We start from the raw sequence: 19,596 nt of genomic DNA, 5'->3' as shown, positions 1-19,596 counted from the left end.
GGACACGGTGGCGAGGAGGCGGATGCCGATCGGCACGGCGATGCGCGGTAGCACGGGAACGGCGACGATTACTCCTCGTTCTTGTGCACGTTCTGCCGGGCGTCTTGAGCGATGAAGGTCCCTTTGCCGTGAACGGTGACGACCACGCCCCGCTCGCGAAGTACCTGCATCGCCCGCCGCACGGTCATGTACGCGACGCCGTACTCCTCGGCCAGGTCGCGTTCGGCCCGCAGGCGCGCTCCAGGCACCAGGTCACCGGCGAGCACCCGCGCCACGATGTGATCGGCGAGGGCGGCATAGACGAGGTCAGGTCCCCGAGGATCGAAACGGGGGACGCCGCATTGCTCGTCCACGACACTCCTACTCTGACCGGTCCGCCACATAGGTCCCTCGCTGCGGAACCGTGTACGCGTAGCCCTGTTCACGGAGATACCGAACAGCACGCCGCACCGTGTCCCGCGCGACTCCCCAGCGCTGGATCATCGTCGCCTCCGAAGGAATCGGCCGGTTCGGGCGCAACTCCCCCCGCTCGATCTCACCAATGACGACGTCCGCGATCTGCCGGTAGGGCGGCAGCGGCGACTCATAGTCGATCTCATCGTCAGGCATGCGACGAAGGTAGAAGAGGGCATCCGTTAGGGTCCGCGAAACCGCCTTGGAGCTCCGCAGCCGCCTGTCCGCCCTGCTCGACCGCGACGAATAGCCGACGGCGGCAAGCTGCGGCCGCGCTGCGCGAGGCGCGCCCATTGCCGCAACTCGGTGGTGACGGCCTCCATGCAGTTCCCACTGGGTTCCTCTGCCCGGACAACCGGAGGAACCCCCGGGAACCACCCAGGGCAGACACCACAAAAGCTGCGGCAATGGGGCTGAGATGCGCGAAGCGCCGCGCGCCAGCTTGCCGCCGAGCGCACGGCGCACCATTGCGCCGGAGACCCGCCACCGGTGGCACGGCCCCATCTGGCAGGTTCAGCGTGCGCTCGGCGGCAAGCTGCGACCGCGCTGCGCGAGGCGCGCCCATTGCCGCAACTCGGTGGTGACGGCCTCCATGCAGTTCCCACTGGGTTCCTCTGCCCGGRCAACCGGAGGAACCCCCGGGRACCACCCAGGGCAGACACCACAAAAGCTGCGGCAATGGGGCTGAGATGCGCGAAGCGCCGCGCGCCAGCTTGCCGCCGAGCGCACGGCGCACCATTGCGCCGGAGACCCGCCACCGGTGGCACGGCCCCATCTGGCAGGTTCAGCGTGCGCTCGGCGGCAAGCTGCGACCGCGCTGCGCGAGGCGCGCCCATTGCCGCAACTCGGTGGTGACGGCCTCCATGCGGTTCCCACTGGGTTCCTCTGAGCGCCTTCTGGTGTCGCGATCCGGCTGATACCGATGACGGCGGCGGCGCGGCGTTAGACTCCCCTCCACGCAACAGGCGCGGCGCTGCGGTTCGGGTTTCGGGCTTCCGCGCGGTGCCGATGCGGCTCGGTCGGGATCTGCTCTGGAGGCGCGATGAAGGCCCGAGGGACTCGGCGCCTGGGTCGGCTGCTGCCCGGGGATCCGGCCGAGGTCGGCGGCTACGAGCTGGTGGGGCGTGTCGGCTCCGGCGGGATGGGCACCGTCTACGCCGGGAGGGCGCCCGGAATCCGCGGGTACCTCGCGGTCAAGGTGGTCAACGGCGAGCACGCCGCCACCGCCGAGTTCCGCCGGCAGTTCGCGCATGAGGCTCGGCTGCTGGCCCGGGTCAACAGCCCGTGCGTGGCCCGGTTCGTACAGGCCGACGTGGAAGCCGAACCGCCGTGGCTGGCGACCGAGTATGTGCCCGGCCCGACCGTGCGCCACCACGTCGAGCGGCACGGGCCGCTGCGCGGCGGCATGCTCGCGGGCCTTGCCGCCGGGGCCGCGGAGGCGCTGCGGGCCGTGCACGCGGTGGGAATCGTGCACCGCGACCTCAAGCCGAGCAACGTGGTGATCGCGCCGACGGGGCCGAAGATCCTCGACTTCGGGATAGCCCGGTCCACCGCTCCCGAGGACCCCACGCGCTGGATCCGCCTGCGGCGGTTCCGCCAAGGGCTGCGGCGTATCGGTATCCGGGAACCGCAAGGACTTCCGAGCGCGGACGGCGGCCGCGCGACCGCCCCGCGCGATCGCGTGGGGACCCCCGGCTGGATCAGCCCCGAGCAGTACCGGGGCGAGCCCGCCACCGACCGCTCCGACGTGTTCCTGTGGGGATGCCTCGTGGCGTTCGCGGGCTCGGCGCGCAACCCGTTCGGCCACGGGCACCCCAAGGAACTGGCCCGCCGGGTGCTGCGCGAGGAACCCGACCTGGAGCGGCTGCCGGCCGGCCTGGAGCCGTTGGTGCTCGCGGCCCTGTCCAAAGACCCGGCCGAGCGCCCGGACTCCTCCCGGCTGCTGCGCGAGGTACTGGCGGCGAGCGGCGGCGATCCGCGACCCGCCGCCGTCTCAGCTACTCTGCGCGAGTTCCTACGCACCACCTGGACGGAGGTCGCCGTGCGGCTGCCCCGGCCTCCGCGGGAGTATCCCTGGGCGCGGTCGCTGCGGTGACGGCATGCCTGCCGGACGGAGGTCCGCGGGGTGCGGCGCGGTGACGCCTGAGGTGTCCCGCGTGTCCGATCAGGGCGGCTTCTCCTGGCCTTCGCCCCGGCCGTCGCTGGAATTCCGGCTCGGCTGGTTGCCCACTCCGTTGGTGCCGCGGGGTTTGCAAGCGGCCTGGGAGTCGTGTGCCTGCGGCAGCCACCGGTCGCGGCAGACGGCCCGCTTGCGGTGCGGAAGTCCTTTCGTGCCGCCCGCGACCACCAGACCCCGCCCTACCGCCGACCCGTACAGGCGCCTGCGCGTACCGGTCCCGCTGCACACCGACAGGTCCCGCAGCGTCCGCCCGACGCAGGTGAGCCGGATCGGCGCGCGCCGGACGATGTCGCCCTCGGAGACGCGCAGCGAGTGGACGCGGACGGTGGGCGACACGGCCCGCGTGCCGACGACCGGCCCCGGGCGCCACCGCACGCCCATGTCCACGGTGCGCCCGTCCCACGGCGGCAGTCCGTCCAACCGCCACAGCCGCGCGGCGGTGTCGCGGCAGGCGAACGCGCCGGGCGCCAGAGTCAACTGCGCCGCGACGACCGCCCGCTTCAGCGACGAGGCCAGCGTTCCGTATCCCAGCACCCGGAACACGCCCCAATGCAGCGTCCGCACCCACACCCCGCTGCGCAGCCGCTCAGCGATGTCGTCGGCCGATAGCCCCGACCGCAGCGCCTGCGCCCTACTGATCAGTCCGAACTGAGCCGCCGCGAACAGCGCGACGGCGTCGTCTCCCTGGCATGGGAGTGCCTTCCTGAAGATCATGCTTCAAGCGTCGCGGGGCGGCGGGACGCGCGCCAGTGTGATCACAGGGTTGTGGATAACTCCGACCGCACACCCGGGGAGCACGTTCGGATTGGTTCGCCGTCGGGTCGCTGAACGTGCCGCTACATCTCTCTCGTCAGTCCGGAATCACCCGGTTAAGGCGGACCCGGATCTCCGGAAGCAACTCGATGACGAGCGCCTTGTACTCGGCCTCCAGATCGGCTTCGTACTCCGAGGTGGGTTCCGTGTTGACTAGGTCCACGGTAAAGACACTTGTCTTCACAAGGCCGATGTAAGACAACTGCTCATGCCCGCCGTCGGTGCCATACGCGTAGTGAGATCCTTCGTCCAGCACTCCGAGATTCCCGCTGGAGGAGACAGACGCGAGATCCCCGCTGATTTCATCATGACCGCGATCGAACCGTCCTGAAGCACGTTGGACAGCGGAGTCTCCGCCATTCGAAATGTATGAGGTGTACGTGAGCGTAAATTGTGAGGGCACCAGGCCACCGACCTGGACGTCCCAGATGCACGTGTTCTCGATCGTACGCATCGCCAGCCCCGGACTCGCTTCGGCTGTGTCGACGAATGATTCCCCGCCGTCCGCCCGCGCGGGCGCCACAGCACTAAAGGCCTGCATGTTCTCCAGCGATTCACAAAGATCGAACGACCCCGGTTCGAGTGTGGTGACAGGCCCACGTGTCGGCGCCGGGCCGTCGGACTGAGGCTGTTCAACACCGCCTTCGAGGGTCGACACAGCAAGCCGGAGTACCCCGACAATGATCGCGACGACAAGAACGCCCGCTGCCAGCCCGGAGCCCGTTACGACGAGGAAGGCACGCCATCCATGCAATCCAACTTTGTTCTTGGGCGAACTCTGTCTCTCCGGCATACTTATTCCAATGGGGACCAGTCGTGCCTGTCACTGGCTTTGATTCGCCAATTGCGCCTTCACATCACGATGCTCTAGGGGGCGTGTGAACCCGAGAATATCGCGACCCGGTGCCTCGTACTCGCGCACCGCGATCGGGCCGCAGTCGGTGCACCAGGCCTCGACCATGAGGCCATCGCCGATGACCATGCCCACGTGGCCGGGGCTCCCTCCCGGACCCTCCACATCGAAGAAGACCAGATCGCCCGGCCGCTCCTCGCCCTGGGGGATCTTCGGCCCGAACGCCCATTGGTCCTGCGACACGCGCGGGATCGAGGCCCCGACGCTTTCATAAGCCCGCATCACCAGCCCCGAGCAGTCGAAGGCGTTGGGACCGGTGCCGCCCCACAGGTAGGGCTTGCCGCGCTGTGCCAGCGCCCAGTCGACGACGTCCTGCGTCAGCTCGTCGGGCGCCTGGCCGATCGGTGCACCCTTCGTGGTGAGCTCGCAGTTGACGGCCTGCTGGATGGAACCGCTCGTCTCGAAGTCGCCGTCGGCGTACTGCTCCGCCCAGCCCAGTACGTCGTCGACATACCACCATGCGTGGTTGTAGCCGTAGATCGCCTCGCGCATGTTCTCCCGAGCGCCGTGGGCGATGAGGTAGTCGGCCGCCGCCGGGATCGCGTCCGCCGGGTCGTATACGTTGACGACGCCGTCGTCGTTGCCGTCCTGCCCGTAGCCCTCCTCGGGCCGGTCCTCGGCGTCCATGACGGGTTTGCCGCCCCAGCTGTTGCCGGCGGCGGAACCGTCGAGCGCGCCGAACTGCATGGGGCCGGCGGCCCCCCAGGCGTTGTGCCCTTCGGTGATTCCCGGCCCGTCCCAGCGGCCGTGCTTGCTCTCGACCTGCCCGACGCCCGCGAGGATGTTCCAGGGGATGTTCTTCTCCTCGCCGACCTCGCGATAGATCTCCAGATAGTTCGCCGGGATGGAGTCTTCTGCGTAGCCGCTGCTCTGAGCCTGCTGGACGGATTCGTCGGAGGTGCACCGCAGTCCGCCAACGGCCGTGATGATGCCGGGATTGAACGCGGCCATGGGCACGATGACGACGCCGACCGCGATCGCACCCACCATGAGCAAACCGACACCGATCGCCAAGCGCGTGGCGCACGATCCCGTGTCTGTGTCTCGCGCGGAGCGCGCGGCGAACAGAGAGATCATCCAGTCACCTGCCGCATCTCCCGCTCATCGGGTATCACCGAGGTTTCCGGCATCGGCCGGCTGGAAATCGTAGACCCGCCACTCGCCGCCCTCGTCCGCAACCGTGACAGCGAACTCGCCCAGATCCTCGTTGGCACCTTCGCTGCCTTCGGTGATCGACTGCACCTTCAGCACGAACGTGACCGAATCCTCGCCGAAAGCGCGGATGGACTCGACGTTCGCGCGGCCCTCGGAGACCGCCTCGTCCTCGGCCTTCTCCTGCCACAAGGCGCCCGCCCCGGAGCTCTGCGCCAGGGTCTTCGCGTACTCCTCCGTCGCGAGGTCCTGCATGCCCGCGTAATACTCCTCGGGCGACTGCGAGTAGTCGATGGTGCCGTAGGCCCTGCCGAACTCCTGCGCCGTCGCCGCCGCGGCCTTGAACTCCTCCTCGCTGAAGGGCAACCAGTCCATCACCCGCATGTCCTGCGTGGCCGTGGTCGGGATCGGGCTCGGTGGAGCCACCTCCGCGCTGCCGCCCTGACCGCCGTCCGAGGCAGATGGCCCGGAGTCCGATGCGTCCTCGCCCGCGCCGCCGCCCCAGCCGCCCAGGCTCAGGTAGATGCCGAAGGCCACGAGGACGACGACGAGGGCGCCGAACACGAAGCGCTGCTGTCCTTCACTCAGCGATTTGGGCATTTCGGGGGTTCCTATTGAGGGCGGTCGTTGCGGTGGATTCAGTCCTCGTCCCGGAGCCAGAACGGTACGTCTCGGCGGTTGTCCCGGCGGCGCTGCGGCTCCGCGCCGGTCCAGAACGGGCTGATCGGCGCGTCGTTGTTCCTGTCGCGCGAGCCGGTGAGCCAGGTGCCGCCATCCTTCGACTCACGCGACGGCGCCGGGCGCGGTTGGCGCGGCGGCGGCGCCTCCCGCCCCTTCTTGGGACGGGGACCGCCCCACCGCGAACCGCGGTTGACGTTGCCCTGCGGAGGCGTCGCCTCGCGTCCGCGGAAGATCCCTGCGCCGGTGTTGGGATCGGCGCGGCCGGATGGCTCCGCTGGACGAGGGCTCTCGGCGGACCCGCGTTGCGGAGCCGGTCGCTGTTCGCCTGCGCCCCCGCCACGGCCGAACACCGAGGCCCACCCCGTGTCGCCGGTGCCGGTATAGCCGCCGGAGGGACGGGGCGGGATGCTGCCCGAACCACCGGAGGAAGCCGCACGTGCGCTCCCGCCCAAGCCTCCGGAGGCAGCCTCGCTGAGCCGGGGGGCCTCCGAGGTCGATCGGCCGGCTGCGGCGGCGGCCCGCTGCTGGATCTTGTCGCCGTTCTCGGTCTGCCCGAGCTTGAGGGGCGGCGGTGCCGCGTTGCCGCGGACACGGCCGTAGCCACCGCCGACGCGCGCCCTGCCGGTCTCCCCGCGGACGCGCCCGCCGTCGCCTTCCGCACCATCCGGTACGGCGCCGCCGCGCAGCGATTCGGCCGCCTCCGGGGTCGAGGGTGCGCCGCCGGCGGCGGGTGTCGCGGCGGCTGCGGCCGCGAGCTGAGGGCTGCGCTTGAGGCCCCACTTCTGGGCCCTCATGTAGGCGACAGGCGGGAGGACGTTCGCGCTCCTACTCAGTGCACTGCTCGATACGGCATCGCTCACCATCCGAGATGTAAAGGTGTTTGCGTTGATCGATGCGAAGAGGTGGCTGAACGGACGGCGGTAGATAAACAAAGCAAGGGTGAAGAGAGCCAGCAGAATCATCTGCAAGCCCCATGCGAGGTTCGTCGTCATCACCAGGCCGTAGCACATGACGAGCAGGGCGATCAGGAGAACAACGAAGATTTGCTTGAGCAGTAGCCCGAGAAGCATCTCGAACCAGCGCAGCAGCACCGTGCGACCGTAACCGGGATGGATCCCGATAAGCAGGAATACGGGTGCCAGCAGCAACAGAAGCAAAAATCCGATCTTCAATACGATCAAAGCCACCGATCCTGCAAGAATCAATCCGCCGGCGAACAAGGCGGCGAACAACGCCAACGTCGCGACCCCGAGCCTGCTGCCCTGCTGCTCGCCCTCGAAGAGGGGGTAGATCTCGGGATACGTATTCTCGATGTCGGAGGCAATATCTTCGTAAGTTTGCTGCTTCTCGTTGTAGAGCTGAACGGGGTCGAGCTCACCATCAGCGATCTGCTGCTGCTCAGACCGGCTCACTCCCTGCGCGGTGAGCAAGTCCATCGCGTGGCGTTCAGCAGCCGTATTGGCGACCGGCCCGGTGCCGAACTCACCGGCGATCCAGGGGCGGCAGACGAGCCCCTCCCACAGCATCTGCGAGTTACTGCGGACCGCGAAATCGTTCGCGCTCTCCCAATCAGCCCGCTGCACCTCCGGCGCTCCGGCCGGACACGTCGTTGTCGACCCGGGCGCCGACACTTGAGAGATCGAGGCGTTGACCAACTGGCTGCCGGAGTTCACGATTGTTCCGGCGTATCCGAGTATCTGGCCTGGATTGACGAGAACCCACATTCCCAGTGCCGTCGCCAAAACCATCCAGACTGCGCTCTCGATGGTGAGAGTAACTCGCTTGCGAATCAACCCATACCAGCCCAGCCACACAGCCCCGAGAATGATCACCGTCGGAAGCAGCGGCCTCCACAGGCCCTCACGGAGCTGGCCGATGACGTTTTCCACCAGGTTGTTGAAACTGGCCAGGAGCCCGTCGCTGGTTGCCGCCTGATAAACGGTGATCGTCGACTGGTTGATGGTCTTGGACAGGTCCCAGGCCGTATTGCTCAGTGTCGCCACAGAAGCCGACCCGAGCTTGTCGACACAGGACTCGCGAATGACGTGCCACTGCTGGCCGGCTGTGCCGTACTGGCCGTAGATGCTCGAATCCGGAGGCAATCCGTCCGGGGATGCGGCCACTGCTTCTGCCGACTGCGGCGGCACCAGCAGCCCGTCCGCGCCGCTGCCCGCCGCCTCCGGCTGCGGAGCGGGCTCCCCCTCGCACATCGGGGCGGCCTGAGCGCTGGCCAGCGGCGTCATCAGGAAAGCCAGCATCAGCACGGCCATCACCAGGTTACGCTTCAAGCGCCTCCGGTGCCGCTTCCCCTGCCGGCGCGGCTGCCTGTCTTCCGCGGTCTCCGAGTCCTCGTCGGGGCCGCGGTCGGCGGTCGGCGTCGCGGTGTTGGTCACTGGTCCTGCCCCATCCTCCTGGTACCGCCGGTGCCGCCCGTTCCAACCAGGGCACCGGTGCCTGCGCCGTCGTCGTCGGGGATGTCGTCCGGCCGATGCCGCGTGGGGTTGGTGTCGAGCCACTCCAGCAACTCCTCGGACACCAGGTCCACGGCGACCCGTCCAGCACGTCCGTCGAGGTCGCGGAAGATGCACTCGCCGTTGCCGAGGTTGCGCAGCATCGCCTGGTGGTCCTCGGAGGACTCGACCCCCAGCAGGGACATGACGCTCTCCACCTCGTACCGCTCGCTCGAACGGAAGGCGAACACGCTGGACAGGCAGTTGGTCACCTGCTCGTTGAGAAGGTCGCCGGCGTTCTGGCTGACCAGGATGAGCGCGGTGTTGCGGGAGCGCCCCATCCGCGACACCTCGGGGACGAGCTTGGCGCCTTCGGGGGTGGAGGTCACCGCCCACGCCTCGTCCAGGAAGATGGCCTTGGGCAGGTGGCGGTCGATGCCGTTCATCAGCCGCCGGGCGAACTGGCTGACCAGGTACAGCAGGGCGACGCTGAGCCGCTGCTCGTAGGAGTAGTCGTCGCGCTGGATGGCGGAGTCGGGCAGGGTGAGCCCGCCGAGCGTGAAGACCGTGGTCCAGCCCTCGGTGTCGATCTGGGTCTCGCCCTGGGGGTCGAAGCACAGGCCGGCCAGCCGCATCTCCGACATGGAGCGCAGCACCGCCCCCAGATTCCGCGAAGCGGGGTCGTCGGAGTCCTCCAGGTACTCCACGACCTTGGCCAGGCTGGGTCGCGGCTGGTTGGCGACGGCGGCCACCGCCTGGATCATCGCCGACTCCCGCTCCTCGCTCATTCTCGGCAGCAGCAGCCGCAGCGTCTCGGTCGCCATGGTCTTCTGCGTGGACAGGTCGTCGCCGAAGGAGAAGGGGTCCAGCAGCCCCGGCTCGGCCGAGGCCATCGACATGATCCGCGCCTTGCGCCCCCTCCGCTGCAGCAGCCGCACCAGCGACTCGGCGTCGCCCTTGGGATCGATGGCCGCGACGGTCACGCCGCGCAGCGCGAGCTGGTGGATCAGCAGCAGCGCCAGGGTGGTCTTGCCGCCGCCGGGCTCGCCGGTGATCGCGATCGCCGTGGGGCGGTTGCGCGCCGCCGCCACCATCGGGTCGAAGTGCACCACCGACCGGGCGCGCCCGATGGTCTCGCCGATGTAGGGCCCGGTCCAGCCCGCGCCCGAGGAGTCGCGCCGGTCCCCCAGGTCGATGGTGGCCGTGGGCATGCCTCCGGCGATCGTGCGCAGCGGCTGGCGCTGGGCGTAGGCGCTGAGCCGGATGCGGTCGCCCGGCAGCGACTCCGAGAACAGCGAGAACTGGTCGCCGGTGGAGTTGACGACGTCGATCCCGATGTCGCGGTAGTGCTCGACGACCGCCTCGACCCGCTGGATCAGCAGCTCCTCGGTGGGCGCCGAGACCATCAGCCGGTGCCATCCGTAGACGAACGGCAGCCGCTCCTTGGTGATGCCGTGCTCCAGCATGCGGGCGGCGTCGATCTGCTCGGCGAGGGCGATGGGGGCGGGCACGCCGGCTTCGCGGATGTGGGCGTCCATGTCGCGGGCGTGGGCAAGCTTGCGGCCCACGTCCTTGCTGGCCTTCGCCGGCGGGATCAGCTTCATCCGCAGCGAGATCTCGACGGGGAACGGCAGCGCGTCGGCGTAGTGCAGCCACGGCTCGCCGTCGGGGAAGGGCATCAGGTCGGGGAACCGGGAGAACGAGAGGTAGGCGACGTAGGTCGAGCCGGTGGGCTGGTCCAGCCGCAGCATGGACCGCCCGTTGTGGATGACTCCCTCGACCAGCTGCTCGATCTCGCCCTTGCCCCAGGTGCGGCGGTCGGCGGCCGAGCGGCGGGTCTCCTCGATGGTGCCGGTGACCGCGTGCCGGACCAGCCAGGCGATCTCGTCGGAGGTGGCGTGGCGGGCGTGCAGTGAGCTGGCGGCCAGCGCCCGGCCCAGCCGCTCGGCCTGCTCGGTCCAGCGGGCGATCTCCTTGGCGTCGGTGGCGTCGTCCTCGATGCCCAGCACCTGCTCGGTGCGCTGGTAGGCGCTGACGAGCTGGGCGAGCATGCCCTGCGTGAGCTGGCCGCGCACGCCGCCGCGCTGCCCCAGGCGGACGCCGAGGTAGACCTCCTTGGTCCAGAAGTCCTTGGCCCACACGTGGCGGTACATCTCGTCCAGATAGTCGAACCAGCCCGGGCCGGAGTCGGAGGTGGCGTCGAGCCGGGTGGCCCAGTCCGCTGCCGGGTAGGTGCGGTGGGCGACCCGCAGGTGCACCTCGGCGTCGTGCATCCGGATGGCCGCCAGCGCGATGGTGATGTTGGTGGCGAGGGCTTCGCGCTCGTCGGGGGTGGAGAACTCGTAGGAGACGGTGGGCAGCCGGAAGTAGGCCCAGGCCTCGGCGTCGCTGAGCAGGATGCGGTCGTCGAAGTAGCGGACCGAGAGGCGGCTGCCGCTCCTGGTGCCGGTCATCGAGGGGCCTCCCCAAGGGTGTGCGTGGTGGTCTGCTCGCGATCGCCGCGTGTCCGGGGCCGCATGCCGCTGCGGCTCATCGGCGGGACTCCGAGGTCCTGCGCCGCCCGCCGCCGGGTGCGCCCGGCCCCGCCGGCGCTCCTTCGAGCCCGTGCAGCAGCACCCCGCCCAGGGCGCCGTGGGCGCGCCGGGTGGTGGGGCGCAGCGCGTTGACGTCGACGACCTTGTCGGCCGCGAGGTGGTCGTCCCACGGAACCCGCACGATGGCCCGGCACCGGCCGCGCGCCACCTGCTCGGCGGCGTCGACGTCGGCCAGGCTGCGCTTGCTCACACCGTTGATCACCACGACGGCCGTGGACCGCAGCGCGGCGTAGCCGTGGCCGTCGAGCCACTCGAAGGTCATGGCGACGGCCCGGGCCGCGTCCTCGCTGGCGGGCGCGACCAGGACCATGCCGTCGGCGGCCGGGAGTGCGCGCGCCACGCCGGTCGCCGCGGGGTCGAGGACGGTGATCTCGTAGAACCGCTCCAGCAGCCCGCCCAGGCCTGCGTAGTCGCGGTCGTCGAGGGTCTGCACGTAGGGGTCGTCGAGCGCGGCCACGACCTCCAGGCCGGTGGCGGTGCGGGAGGTGTAGCGGCGGATGCCCGCGTAGCTGTGCACCGCGTCGGCGTTGGCCAGCAGGGAGGTCAGGGATTCGGGCGTCTCGGTGCGGACCCGGCGCGAGAGTCCGCCGCCGCCGGGGTTGACGTCGACCGCGACGACGCGTTCGTCGCGGTAGGCGGCGAGGGTGTGGCCGAGCATGAGCGTGGTGACCGTCTGCCCCGCGCCGCCGGTGCAGCCGAGCACGACGACGCTGCGCGGCGCCTGCAGCGGCGTGCGCAGCCGCTCGATGTCGCCGGCGGGCAGGTCGGTCTTGGCGGGGGCCTGGCCGCCGGTGACCACGCGGGCCAGGCGGCGCCAGCCCCGGGTGGCGCCGGACTCGCCGGGGTGGCCGGTGCGGGCGGGCTGCGCCGGGCGGGGCCGCGGCGCGGGGGCGCCGGCGGGGGGAGCGCCCAGCCGCTGCTGTTCGCCGGTGCCGTGGTCGAGCTGGAGTTCGGGCTTGTCGGTCTCGGCGGGGACGGTGGTGTCGCTGCCCTGGGACTGCGCTGGTGTCTCGGCGGTCGCCGGTTCAGCGGAGGCGTCCTCGCGCGTGTCGGCGCCGTCGGCGCGGGGCGGGGGCTCGGGGGCGATGCCGGGCGGGGTCTGGCCGAACAGGTGGCTCAGTCGGCGGGCGTTCTGCGCGACGCGGCTGAAGACGCCGTCGTCGATGCGGCCCGGCGGTGCGCTGCGGACGGGCCGCCCGCCGGTGGACGCGGTACCGGCCCGACGGTCGGGACGCTCCTGGGTGGACGGGGCGCCGGAGGGGCCTGGGGCTCCGTGCGGCGCGCCGGTGCCGGAGGCGGGAGCGTCGGCGCTCGCGGCCGTACTGCTCGCCTCAGCGCCGGCATCCGGCGACCCGGCGGCGGGGTTGGCGCGGATCGCGCGGGCGAGCCGATCGGATCGGTCGGCGTCCGGTGCGGCGGAGGCGGCGGGCTCCTGCTGCCGGGGGGCGCCGCTGCTGTGCGGGTCCCGCTGATCGGTGCCGGACGCGGCGGCCGTCCGCTGCTCGGGGCTCTGCTGTTCGCCGCCGCCCTGAGACGGGTCTGTGTCCGCGCGCTGCGGCCGGCCGCGGCGCGCCCGGATGGCCGCCGCTTCGGCCGCCTCCAGGTCGGCGGCCGTCGTACGGCGCTGCGGGGCGTCGACCTGCCCGAAGGACTCGTGTTCGCCGGTGCCGTGGTCGAGCTCCAGCGGGGGTTTGGCGGGCATGACGACGGAAGAGGCGGCCCCGCCCGGCGCCGCGTCGGCCACGCTGCGGGCGTTCGCGGGATCGGCGACCGGATCCCCGTCGGCCTGTCCGGCTCCATCGGGACCGGGGGCAGTCGCAGCCGCCCCGTCGGCGGGGCCGGACTCTCCCCGCCGGTCGCGGTTTTCGCCGCGCCACGCTTCGGCCACTCCGCGGTGGCGCGCGGACGCGGCGACCGAGCCCGCATCGGCCTGCCCGGCATCGTCGGATTCGGGGGCCGTAGCGGCCGCCTCGGCGACATGGGGGGACGCTGCTTCCCCGCCGCTCCGGGACTCGGCTGCCCCCGAGTCACCGGCGCGCTCGCTGACGCGGTCCGCATCGGCCGGGCCGACTCCATCGGTTCCAGGGGCAGCCGCAGCCGCCTCGGCGACATGGGGGGACGCTGCTTCCCCGCCGCTCCGGGACTCGGCCGATTCGGCATCCCGACCGGTCCGGGACTCGGCGGAACCGGGCTCTGCCTGCCCGGCGCTGTCGTCGCCCCGGGCACCTGGCGCACCACGGTCACTCGCGGGTTCGGCGGCGGGTTCTGTGCCGGCTCCAGCCGCCACGCCGGCGGCATCGGCAGGACCCGGTTCCACGCTGCGCGGGCCTCCGGGCGACTCGGCGTTCCCGTGCCGTGCGGCGGGGCCGGACTCTCCCCGCCGGTCGCGGCCGTCGCCGTGCCGCGCTTCGGCCGAGCCGCGGTCGCGCGCGGACTCGGCGTCCGAGTCCCCATCGTCCTGCACGGCTCCCTCGGTGCCGGGAGCCTGGGCAACCGCGTCCTCGGCCGCATCGGGCGCCGCCTGCCGGTCCGGGCCGCCGCCGTGCCGCGCTTCGGCCGGGCCGCGGTCACCAGCGGGCTCGGCAGCGGAGACGGCGGCGTCGGGGCCGGAGCCGTCGCCGTGCTCGCCTGGGTCTGGGACGAGGCCTTCGGCGTCGGGGCCGGACGGATCGGTGCCGGGAGCGTCGGTGAACCACGCGACCGGTCGGCGCGGGGTGGCGCTTCCGGCCTCGGCGAAGCGCGGCTGAGGCGGCGGCGGGGTGTCGGTGCGGTTCAGGTGGCGGTCCAGGACGGCCATCCGGTCGTCGGGGACGCGAGGGCCCTCGCTGCGGTCGGCCTGCTCTGCGGCCCTCCCGGCGTCCTCGCGCCGAGCGTGGTCGGGCGGCTGGGCGGTCGAGGATGCCGCGGCGGCCCCGGCCGCGGAGCCGGCGTCGGAGACGGCCGGGGCTTCCTCCTGCTCGGCCTCCTGCGGGGCGGCCGGCTGTTCCTCGGGCATCCCGGACGGACCGCCGGAGACCGAGGCGTCGGTGTCGCCGGATGCAGACAGCGCCGGCGCGTCGGCGGACCGGCCGGCGGCGGCCGCGTTGTCCTCGGAACCCGGCCGCGGTTCCCGGTCGGCGGCACGGGCGCCTTCGCCGCTTCCGTCAGTCGGCGCGTCAGCCGACTCCTGCGGCTCGGGCCGCTCGTCGGGCTTGCCGGGCGGGGCGGAGAACACCCGCACGACCTCCGACAGGCTCTCGTGCTCATCGGTGCCGTGGTCCAGCTGCAAGGACGGCTTGTCCGCGGAGGGCGCGGTACCGACAGGGGCCGGAGCGGCTTCTGCCGGTCGGCGCTCGCCGTCGGAGTCGGATCCGGCGCCGGGCCGGTCTTCCGGATCGGTGAAGGCGGCGGTTTCGTCGGCCTTCGCGCGCGCGGCGGGATCGTGCTCGGATCGGTCGGCGGCCTCGGCGCCCGGCGCCGTCTGTCCGGGTGGGGCGGAGAACACCCGCACGACCTCCGACAGGCTCTCGTGCTCATCGGTGCCGTGGTCCAGCTGCAGGGACGGCTTGTCGCCGTGCTCGGCGTCCGCGGCCCACGGCCCGTCGGGGGAGGCGCCGCGACCCGGCGCCGGGCGGTCCGGACCTTGTGCAGCGTCCTCCCGGCTCGGGGAATCGGCGCTCTCCAGGGGGACGGGCAGGTCCCACGGCGCGGCGTGCGGCCGGCGCTGGGCGCGGCGCTCCCGCAGGGACGGGCGGTGGGCCGGGGCGCCCGCTGCCGGTGCGGACTCCTGGGGCTTGGGCGCGCGCACCCGCTCGCGGGCGCGTTCGGAACCGGCCCCCCGCTCCGCTTCGGCCCGGGCGGCGGGCGCGGCGGTTTCGGCCGGATCCTGCGGGGTGGCCTCGACCGAGCGCTCGCGCTCCAGCTTGCGGGCGACCTGCATGCCCTGAGCACGACCGCGCAGGCGGCGCTGCGGACCACCGCCGGATGCGGCGGAGTCGCGCGAAGACCCCGCGCGCGCCCGTCCGGTGGCGGTCCCGGCCGCATCCGCACCGTCCCGCGCGGTGGCCGGCGGCGAATCCGCGGGCAGCCGGGCCGCCATCATCTCCTCGGCGCGCCGGCGGGCAGTGGCGCGTCCCGCCGCGCGGTCGGCGGCCGTGGGCTCTGCCGCGGGTTCGGCCGGGGGCTCGGGTGCCGGTCGGGGCGGCTCGGCGTCGCGGTCGTGCGGACGCCGCTTCTCCTCGGCGGCCAGGTGCTCGGCGAGTTGGGCGGGGGTGCGGGCGGCGCCGGGAATCGGCCCGGAACGCGGTCCGCGGGTGCGGGCCGGCCGCGCGTCCTCGCCGCCGTGCCGGTCGGGCTGGGCGGACCGCTCCGGCGCCTTGTGGAGGGCGAATCCGAAGTAGTTGAGGATCCGCACGCCCACGCCCCGGCGCGCGGCCGGCGCTCGGTCGGCGCCGTAGTCCCATTCCCATTCCCGGCGCAGGTCGGGCGGAGCGGACTCGGCCGCGGACGCCGGGGTTGCGGCGGTCCGGCCCTCGGCCGCCGGCTCGGCGGCGGGTCCGTGCTCGGCATCGCGCCGGACCGGGGCGTCGGCGCGTGCGGCGGGATCCGGGGCGGCCGCCGCCGCGGGCTCCGCCTCGGGTTCGGCCTCGGGTCCGGCCGCCGGACGGTCCGGCGAATCGCCGTGCTCGGGCTCGCTCGGTTCCCGCCAGAGGGCGGGAGCGGGCTCGGCGAACCGCTCCGGGGCTTCCTCGACCGGGGGCGCGTCCGACCGCACCGCGGCTTCGCCGTCCCACAGCGGTCGCGGGGCACGCTCCTGCTCGCCGACCGACGCGTTGCCGGCCCGCTCGGGCGCATGCGGCAGCGCCTCGGCGAGCGGGGGCGCCTGGTCGGCCGTTCTGACCGGTGCCGCCGCCGGGCGGCTCTGCGGCGCCTTGGCGCGTCGCGGACCGCGCACGCGGGAGCGCTCGCGCATGTCCGCGGCCGCGGCTACCTCGGGCAGCGGGCCGGCCTCGGGGTGCCGGTGCCAGACGCGCACCGTGACCTCGACCGTGCCGGGCTCATGATCGGGGCGCAGCCGGGTGTAGACGCGCGGTTCGGCGAGGAACCGGGCCTGGGAGGAGACCAGCTCGGTGAGCCGCTTGCCCTCGACGACCGGCCGGGTGGCCAGGAAGGCGATGACGAAGGGCGGCACGATGTAGACGACGTGCAGCGGTATCTCGACGGGCACGCCGATCAGCTGCAGCAGCACGACCCAGACGAAGCCCACGCCCACGAGGACACCGATGTAGACGACCGAGACCGGCTGGGGCAGCCGGAAGTCATACAGCTTGTAGAGCTTTTTCTCGATGCGCCAGATATTGGTGTACGTGGGCAGGTCCACGTCTGTGGCCTCCTACTCGGTCGACACGCCCATCGCCTGTGCGATGGCCCGCGCGGTCACCTCGATGATCCCCGGCACGTAGAACACGATCCCGATGAAGATCGCCAGAATGATGAACTGCGCGAATCGGGTGATCTCCCTGGTGAACAGGAAGAAGATGGCGACGACCGAGACGATGACCAGGAACAGCGGACCGAAGAACCCGCGCAGGAAGTCGGCGAGCCCCGAGGTGTCGGGGGCGTCCTCGGTCGCGGCGAGGGCCAGGGGGACCGCGGTGTCGACGACCGCCTGGGTGAGACCCGTGATGAGGGGGTGCATGTCAGTCGCCGTCCCCTCGCGTCTCACGTCTGCGCTGCATGGTTCCTCGTCTCCTCGGCTCTGCGGCCCTGCTGGACGTCGCCGCGGCTATTCGCCGAACGACTGCGGGGCTCCATGGATCTCTCGCACATACCAGTTCTCCCCGTCCTTGACGACGGCGAGCTCGTAACTCTGAGTGAGCTCGGTGGAGGCGGTGTCTTCTGCTCCGGCGGGCCGCCACACCACCTCCGCCGTGACCCTGCGACCATCATTGTCCCCCGAACCGGCGGCCGGTACGGCGATGTCCACAAGTTCCACGAACTCCAGGGTGTCGGGGGGCAGCCGGTCGATGCGGGCCCCGGGCTCGACGAAGTCGGACAAGTAATGGGGGTCCTCAGCGTAGGCGGCGAAGAAGCGCTCCAGGCGCGGCAGCAGCTCCTCGCGGGCCGCGGCGTCGGTCTCGGCGGTCTCGGGGTCGGGAAGCGCGGCCCGGCCGGGTGCGGCGAGCAGGGCGGGCGGGCCCGAGACCACGAAGTGGTCGGTGTCGGCCGCGTAGACGGGGACGTCCAGACTCATCGGAGCACCGTTGACGTCGGCGCTGAGGGTGACGACCGCGTTGTGGTCGTCGCGGACGTCGATGCCGACCACGCCGATGTCGTCGCCGGTGAGGGCCTCGCCTTCGGCCGCGAAGGAGGCGGCGCGGCCTTCGGGGACGAAGGCGGCCAGGGCGTCGGCGCGCTCCTCGCTCTGCAGGCCGTCGGCGTTGAGGTAGACGCCGGCGAAGCGCGCGGCGAAGCCCGAGGCGGCGGTCGTGGGGAAGTCGGTGTCGTCGGAGGCGCTCCCGCTCTGCGGCGCGGGCTGGGCCATGCCGCCGCGCAGCGGCATCCAGATGCCGTTGAAGATGACGACGATGATGAACGCCCACAGCACCGCGCGGCCGACCCAGATCCACCAGCGGCCGCCCGCGCCGGCGCGGGGGCGCCGACTGCGCCGCGGGGAGTCGCCGAACGCGTAGAGGCCGTCCGCCTCAGCGGGCTCCTCGACGGGTCCGCCGCCGCGCCGCGCGGTCGGCTTGCGAGCCATCACGCCTCCCGATCCCCTGGTGGGCACAGTCCACCGGCCGTTTCCTGCGGATCCATGTCTACCCCACACCTATGGTGCGCCATTGTTCCGCATCTCCGGCGCCAATACCTCTCCGTGTTTCGTCCCGACGGCAGGGTGTACCTCAGGCATGACTCCTGATCAAGGGGCATTCAGCGCATGCCGGGCCATACCAGCAAAACCCAGGAAAGAGACGTGGTCAACGCTTCGATTGCGGACCGACCGGAAAGGGAGGTATCGCTGTCCGGGAAGGTTTCTCTCACCATGGCGTCTCTAGAGAAGCCGCCGACAGCGCCCGGAGGACGGCTCTCGCCTGCGTTTTCTCCCAGCGGTCGATAAAGGCCGGTTCCACGCCCGCCGATCGGCGAAAGGCATAACACCCCGGAGGCGGCCGCAGCGACCTTCACTTCGGGTTCGCTACACATTCACCCAGTAACGGCAGGCAAGTGGTGAGCTGCGGTTACTACGAAGAGTAAAGAAGCGGTCCAATAACAGACAGCCTGGGGCCCGGCCCAAGCACGGGAGTCACGCAGCCCGAGGTCGACCGACTCAGCCCGGTATGCGCGGAGTGCGTCTCGCGGCCGATCCTGGCGAGCGCGAGGCTCTGAGCCCGCTGCCGCCTTCCGCGCCAATCGGACGAAAACGACCGCTGCGGACGGACTCTTGGATTGGGATGATGGGAAGATGACCGAAGTCAACCGCGAACTCGCGGATTTCCTCCGCCGGGCACGGTCCAAGGCGGATCCGGAGCGAGCCGGCCTGCCGGCAGACGGTCGCGTGCGACGCGTGCCCGGCCTGCGCCGTGAGGAGGTCGCCATGCTCGCCGGCGTGTCGACCGACTACTACACCCGCCTCGAGCAGGGACGCCGGATCACCCCCTCGGCGGGCGTCATCAACGGCATCGCCCACGCGCTGGGGCTCGACGACGCCGGGCGCCTCCACCTCGTGCATCTGATCGGCGCCGCCGGTCGGCCGTCGCGCCGCCCGACGGCCGCTCAGCGCATCCGCCCCGGTCTGCGCCTGCTGCTGGACACCTTCCACTCGCATCCGGCGTTGATCCTCGGCCGGCGCACCGACGTCCTCGCCTGCAACCGGCTCGCGCGGGCGCTGTTCACCGACTTCGAGGCCATGCGTCCGCGTGAGCGCAACTACTCGCGCTGGATGTTCCTCGACGGTGCCGCGCGCGAGCTGTTCGTCGACTGGGAGCAGCACGCGCGCAACTGCGTCGAGGCACTGCGCCTCGAGTCGGGGCGCGATCCGGGGGACGAGCCCACACGGGCCCTGGTCGCCGATCTCTGTAAGCGGAGCCCGGAGTTCCAAGCCTGGTGGGACGACCACGGCGTGTACCAGCGGACGTTCGGCGAGAAGCGACTCCGGCATCCGCTCGTCGGAGAGCTCACCGTGCACTACGAGACGCTCACTACGACCGGCGACTCCGACCAGACGCTGTTTCTCTACACGGCCGAGCAGGGCACGCCGTCGCAGGAGGCGCTCGCGCTCCTCGCGAGTTGGACGGCGACCGCGCCGCCGCAGCCCGCGTAGGACGCTCAGTCCTAGGCAGGGAAGGGCCTTTTATGGCCCTCCACGACCTCCTCCGGAGCGGC

13 protein-coding genes are annotated in these 19,596 nt (G+C 71.7%); 2 read left to right on the top strand and 11 right to left on the bottom strand.

Features of this window, described 5'->3' with window-relative positions:
- Positions 1–68 precede the first annotated feature (68 nt).
- Both FZ103_RS01135 and FZ103_RS01130 read right to left on the bottom strand, forming a co-directional pair.
- On the bottom strand, positions 69–353 hold the full coding sequence (locus FZ103_RS01135; protein WP_343233321.1) for a winged helix-turn-helix domain-containing protein: 285 nt from the start codon (positions 351–353) through the stop codon (positions 69–71).
- Positions 354–360: 7 nt separating this feature from the next.
- Positions 361–609: a winged helix-turn-helix domain-containing protein gene (locus FZ103_RS01130; RefSeq protein ID WP_155998131.1), complete on the bottom strand. Its 249-nt coding sequence runs from the start codon at positions 607–609 to the stop codon at positions 361–363.
- A gap of 886 nt (positions 610–1,495) precedes the next feature.
- Here FZ103_RS01130 and FZ103_RS01125 point away from each other — a divergent pair.
- On the top strand, positions 1,496–2,548 hold the full coding sequence (locus tag FZ103_RS01125) for a serine/threonine-protein kinase (RefSeq protein WP_155998130.1): 1,053 nt from the start codon (positions 1,496–1,498) through the stop codon (positions 2,546–2,548).
- Positions 2,549–2,617: 69 nt separating this feature from the next.
- On the opposite strand, the gene FZ103_RS01120 is transcribed toward FZ103_RS01125, so the two are convergent.
- From FZ103_RS01120 to FZ103_RS01080, 9 genes are all read right to left on the bottom strand, one after another.
- Positions 2,618–3,346 carry a type IV toxin-antitoxin system AbiEi family antitoxin domain-containing protein gene (locus tag FZ103_RS01120; RefSeq protein ID WP_155998129.1) on the bottom strand — a complete coding sequence of 243 codons (729 nt, stop codon included), beginning with the start codon at positions 3,344–3,346 and terminating at the stop codon, positions 2,618–2,620.
- 136 nt (positions 3,347–3,482) lie between these two features.
- On the bottom strand, positions 3,483–4,238 hold the full coding sequence (locus FZ103_RS01115) for a hypothetical protein (protein WP_155998128.1): 756 nt from the start codon (positions 4,236–4,238) through the stop codon (positions 3,483–3,485).
- Between the two features lie 30 nt (positions 4,239–4,268).
- Positions 4,269–5,435, bottom strand: coding sequence for a bifunctional lysozyme/C40 family peptidase (locus tag FZ103_RS01110; protein WP_155998127.1), 1,167 nt, complete (start codon positions 5,433–5,435; stop codon positions 4,269–4,271).
- Positions 5,436–5,459: 24 nt separating this feature from the next.
- Positions 5,460–6,110 carry a hypothetical protein gene (locus FZ103_RS01105; RefSeq protein WP_155998126.1) on the bottom strand — a complete coding sequence of 217 codons (651 nt, stop codon included), beginning with the start codon at positions 6,108–6,110 and terminating at the stop codon, positions 5,460–5,462.
- A gap of 38 nt (positions 6,111–6,148) precedes the next feature.
- Positions 6,149–8,461: a type IV secretion system protein gene (locus FZ103_RS01100; protein ID WP_155998570.1), complete on the bottom strand. Its 2,313-nt coding sequence runs from the start codon at positions 8,459–8,461 to the stop codon at positions 6,149–6,151.
- 119 nt (positions 8,462–8,580) lie between these two features.
- The gene (locus FZ103_RS01095) at positions 8,581–11,094 is read right to left on the bottom strand and encodes an ATP-binding protein (RefSeq protein ID WP_155998125.1); all 2,514 of its coding nucleotides are present in this window, start codon (positions 11,092–11,094) and stop codon (positions 8,581–8,583) included.
- Positions 11,095–11,170: 76 nt separating this feature from the next.
- Entirely contained in the window at positions 11,171–16,594 is a 5,424-nt protein-coding gene (locus FZ103_RS01090; protein WP_155998124.1) for a conjugal transfer protein, read from the bottom strand.
- 12 nt (positions 16,595–16,606) lie between these two features.
- Complete coding sequence (locus tag FZ103_RS01085; RefSeq protein WP_155998123.1) at positions 16,607–16,912, bottom strand: hypothetical protein; 306 nt, start codon at positions 16,910–16,912, stop codon at positions 16,607–16,609.
- 87 nt (positions 16,913–16,999) lie between these two features.
- Positions 17,000–17,974: a conjugal transfer protein gene (locus tag FZ103_RS01080; RefSeq protein ID WP_155998122.1), complete on the bottom strand. Its 975-nt coding sequence runs from the start codon at positions 17,972–17,974 to the stop codon at positions 17,000–17,002.
- Between the two features lie 702 nt (positions 17,975–18,676).
- Between FZ103_RS01080 and FZ103_RS01075 the strand changes: the two genes are divergently transcribed.
- Entirely contained in the window at positions 18,677–19,534 is an 858-nt protein-coding gene (locus tag FZ103_RS01075; RefSeq protein ID WP_155998121.1) for a helix-turn-helix domain-containing protein, read from the top strand.
- The last annotated feature ends 62 nt before the right edge of the window (positions 19,535–19,596 follow it).

Source organism: Streptomonospora sp. PA3 (assembly GCF_009728995.1).
Classification (GTDB): domain Bacteria; phylum Actinomycetota; class Actinomycetes; order Streptosporangiales; family Streptosporangiaceae; genus Streptomonospora.
This window is presented reverse-complemented; position numbering and strand designations above follow the sequence as displayed.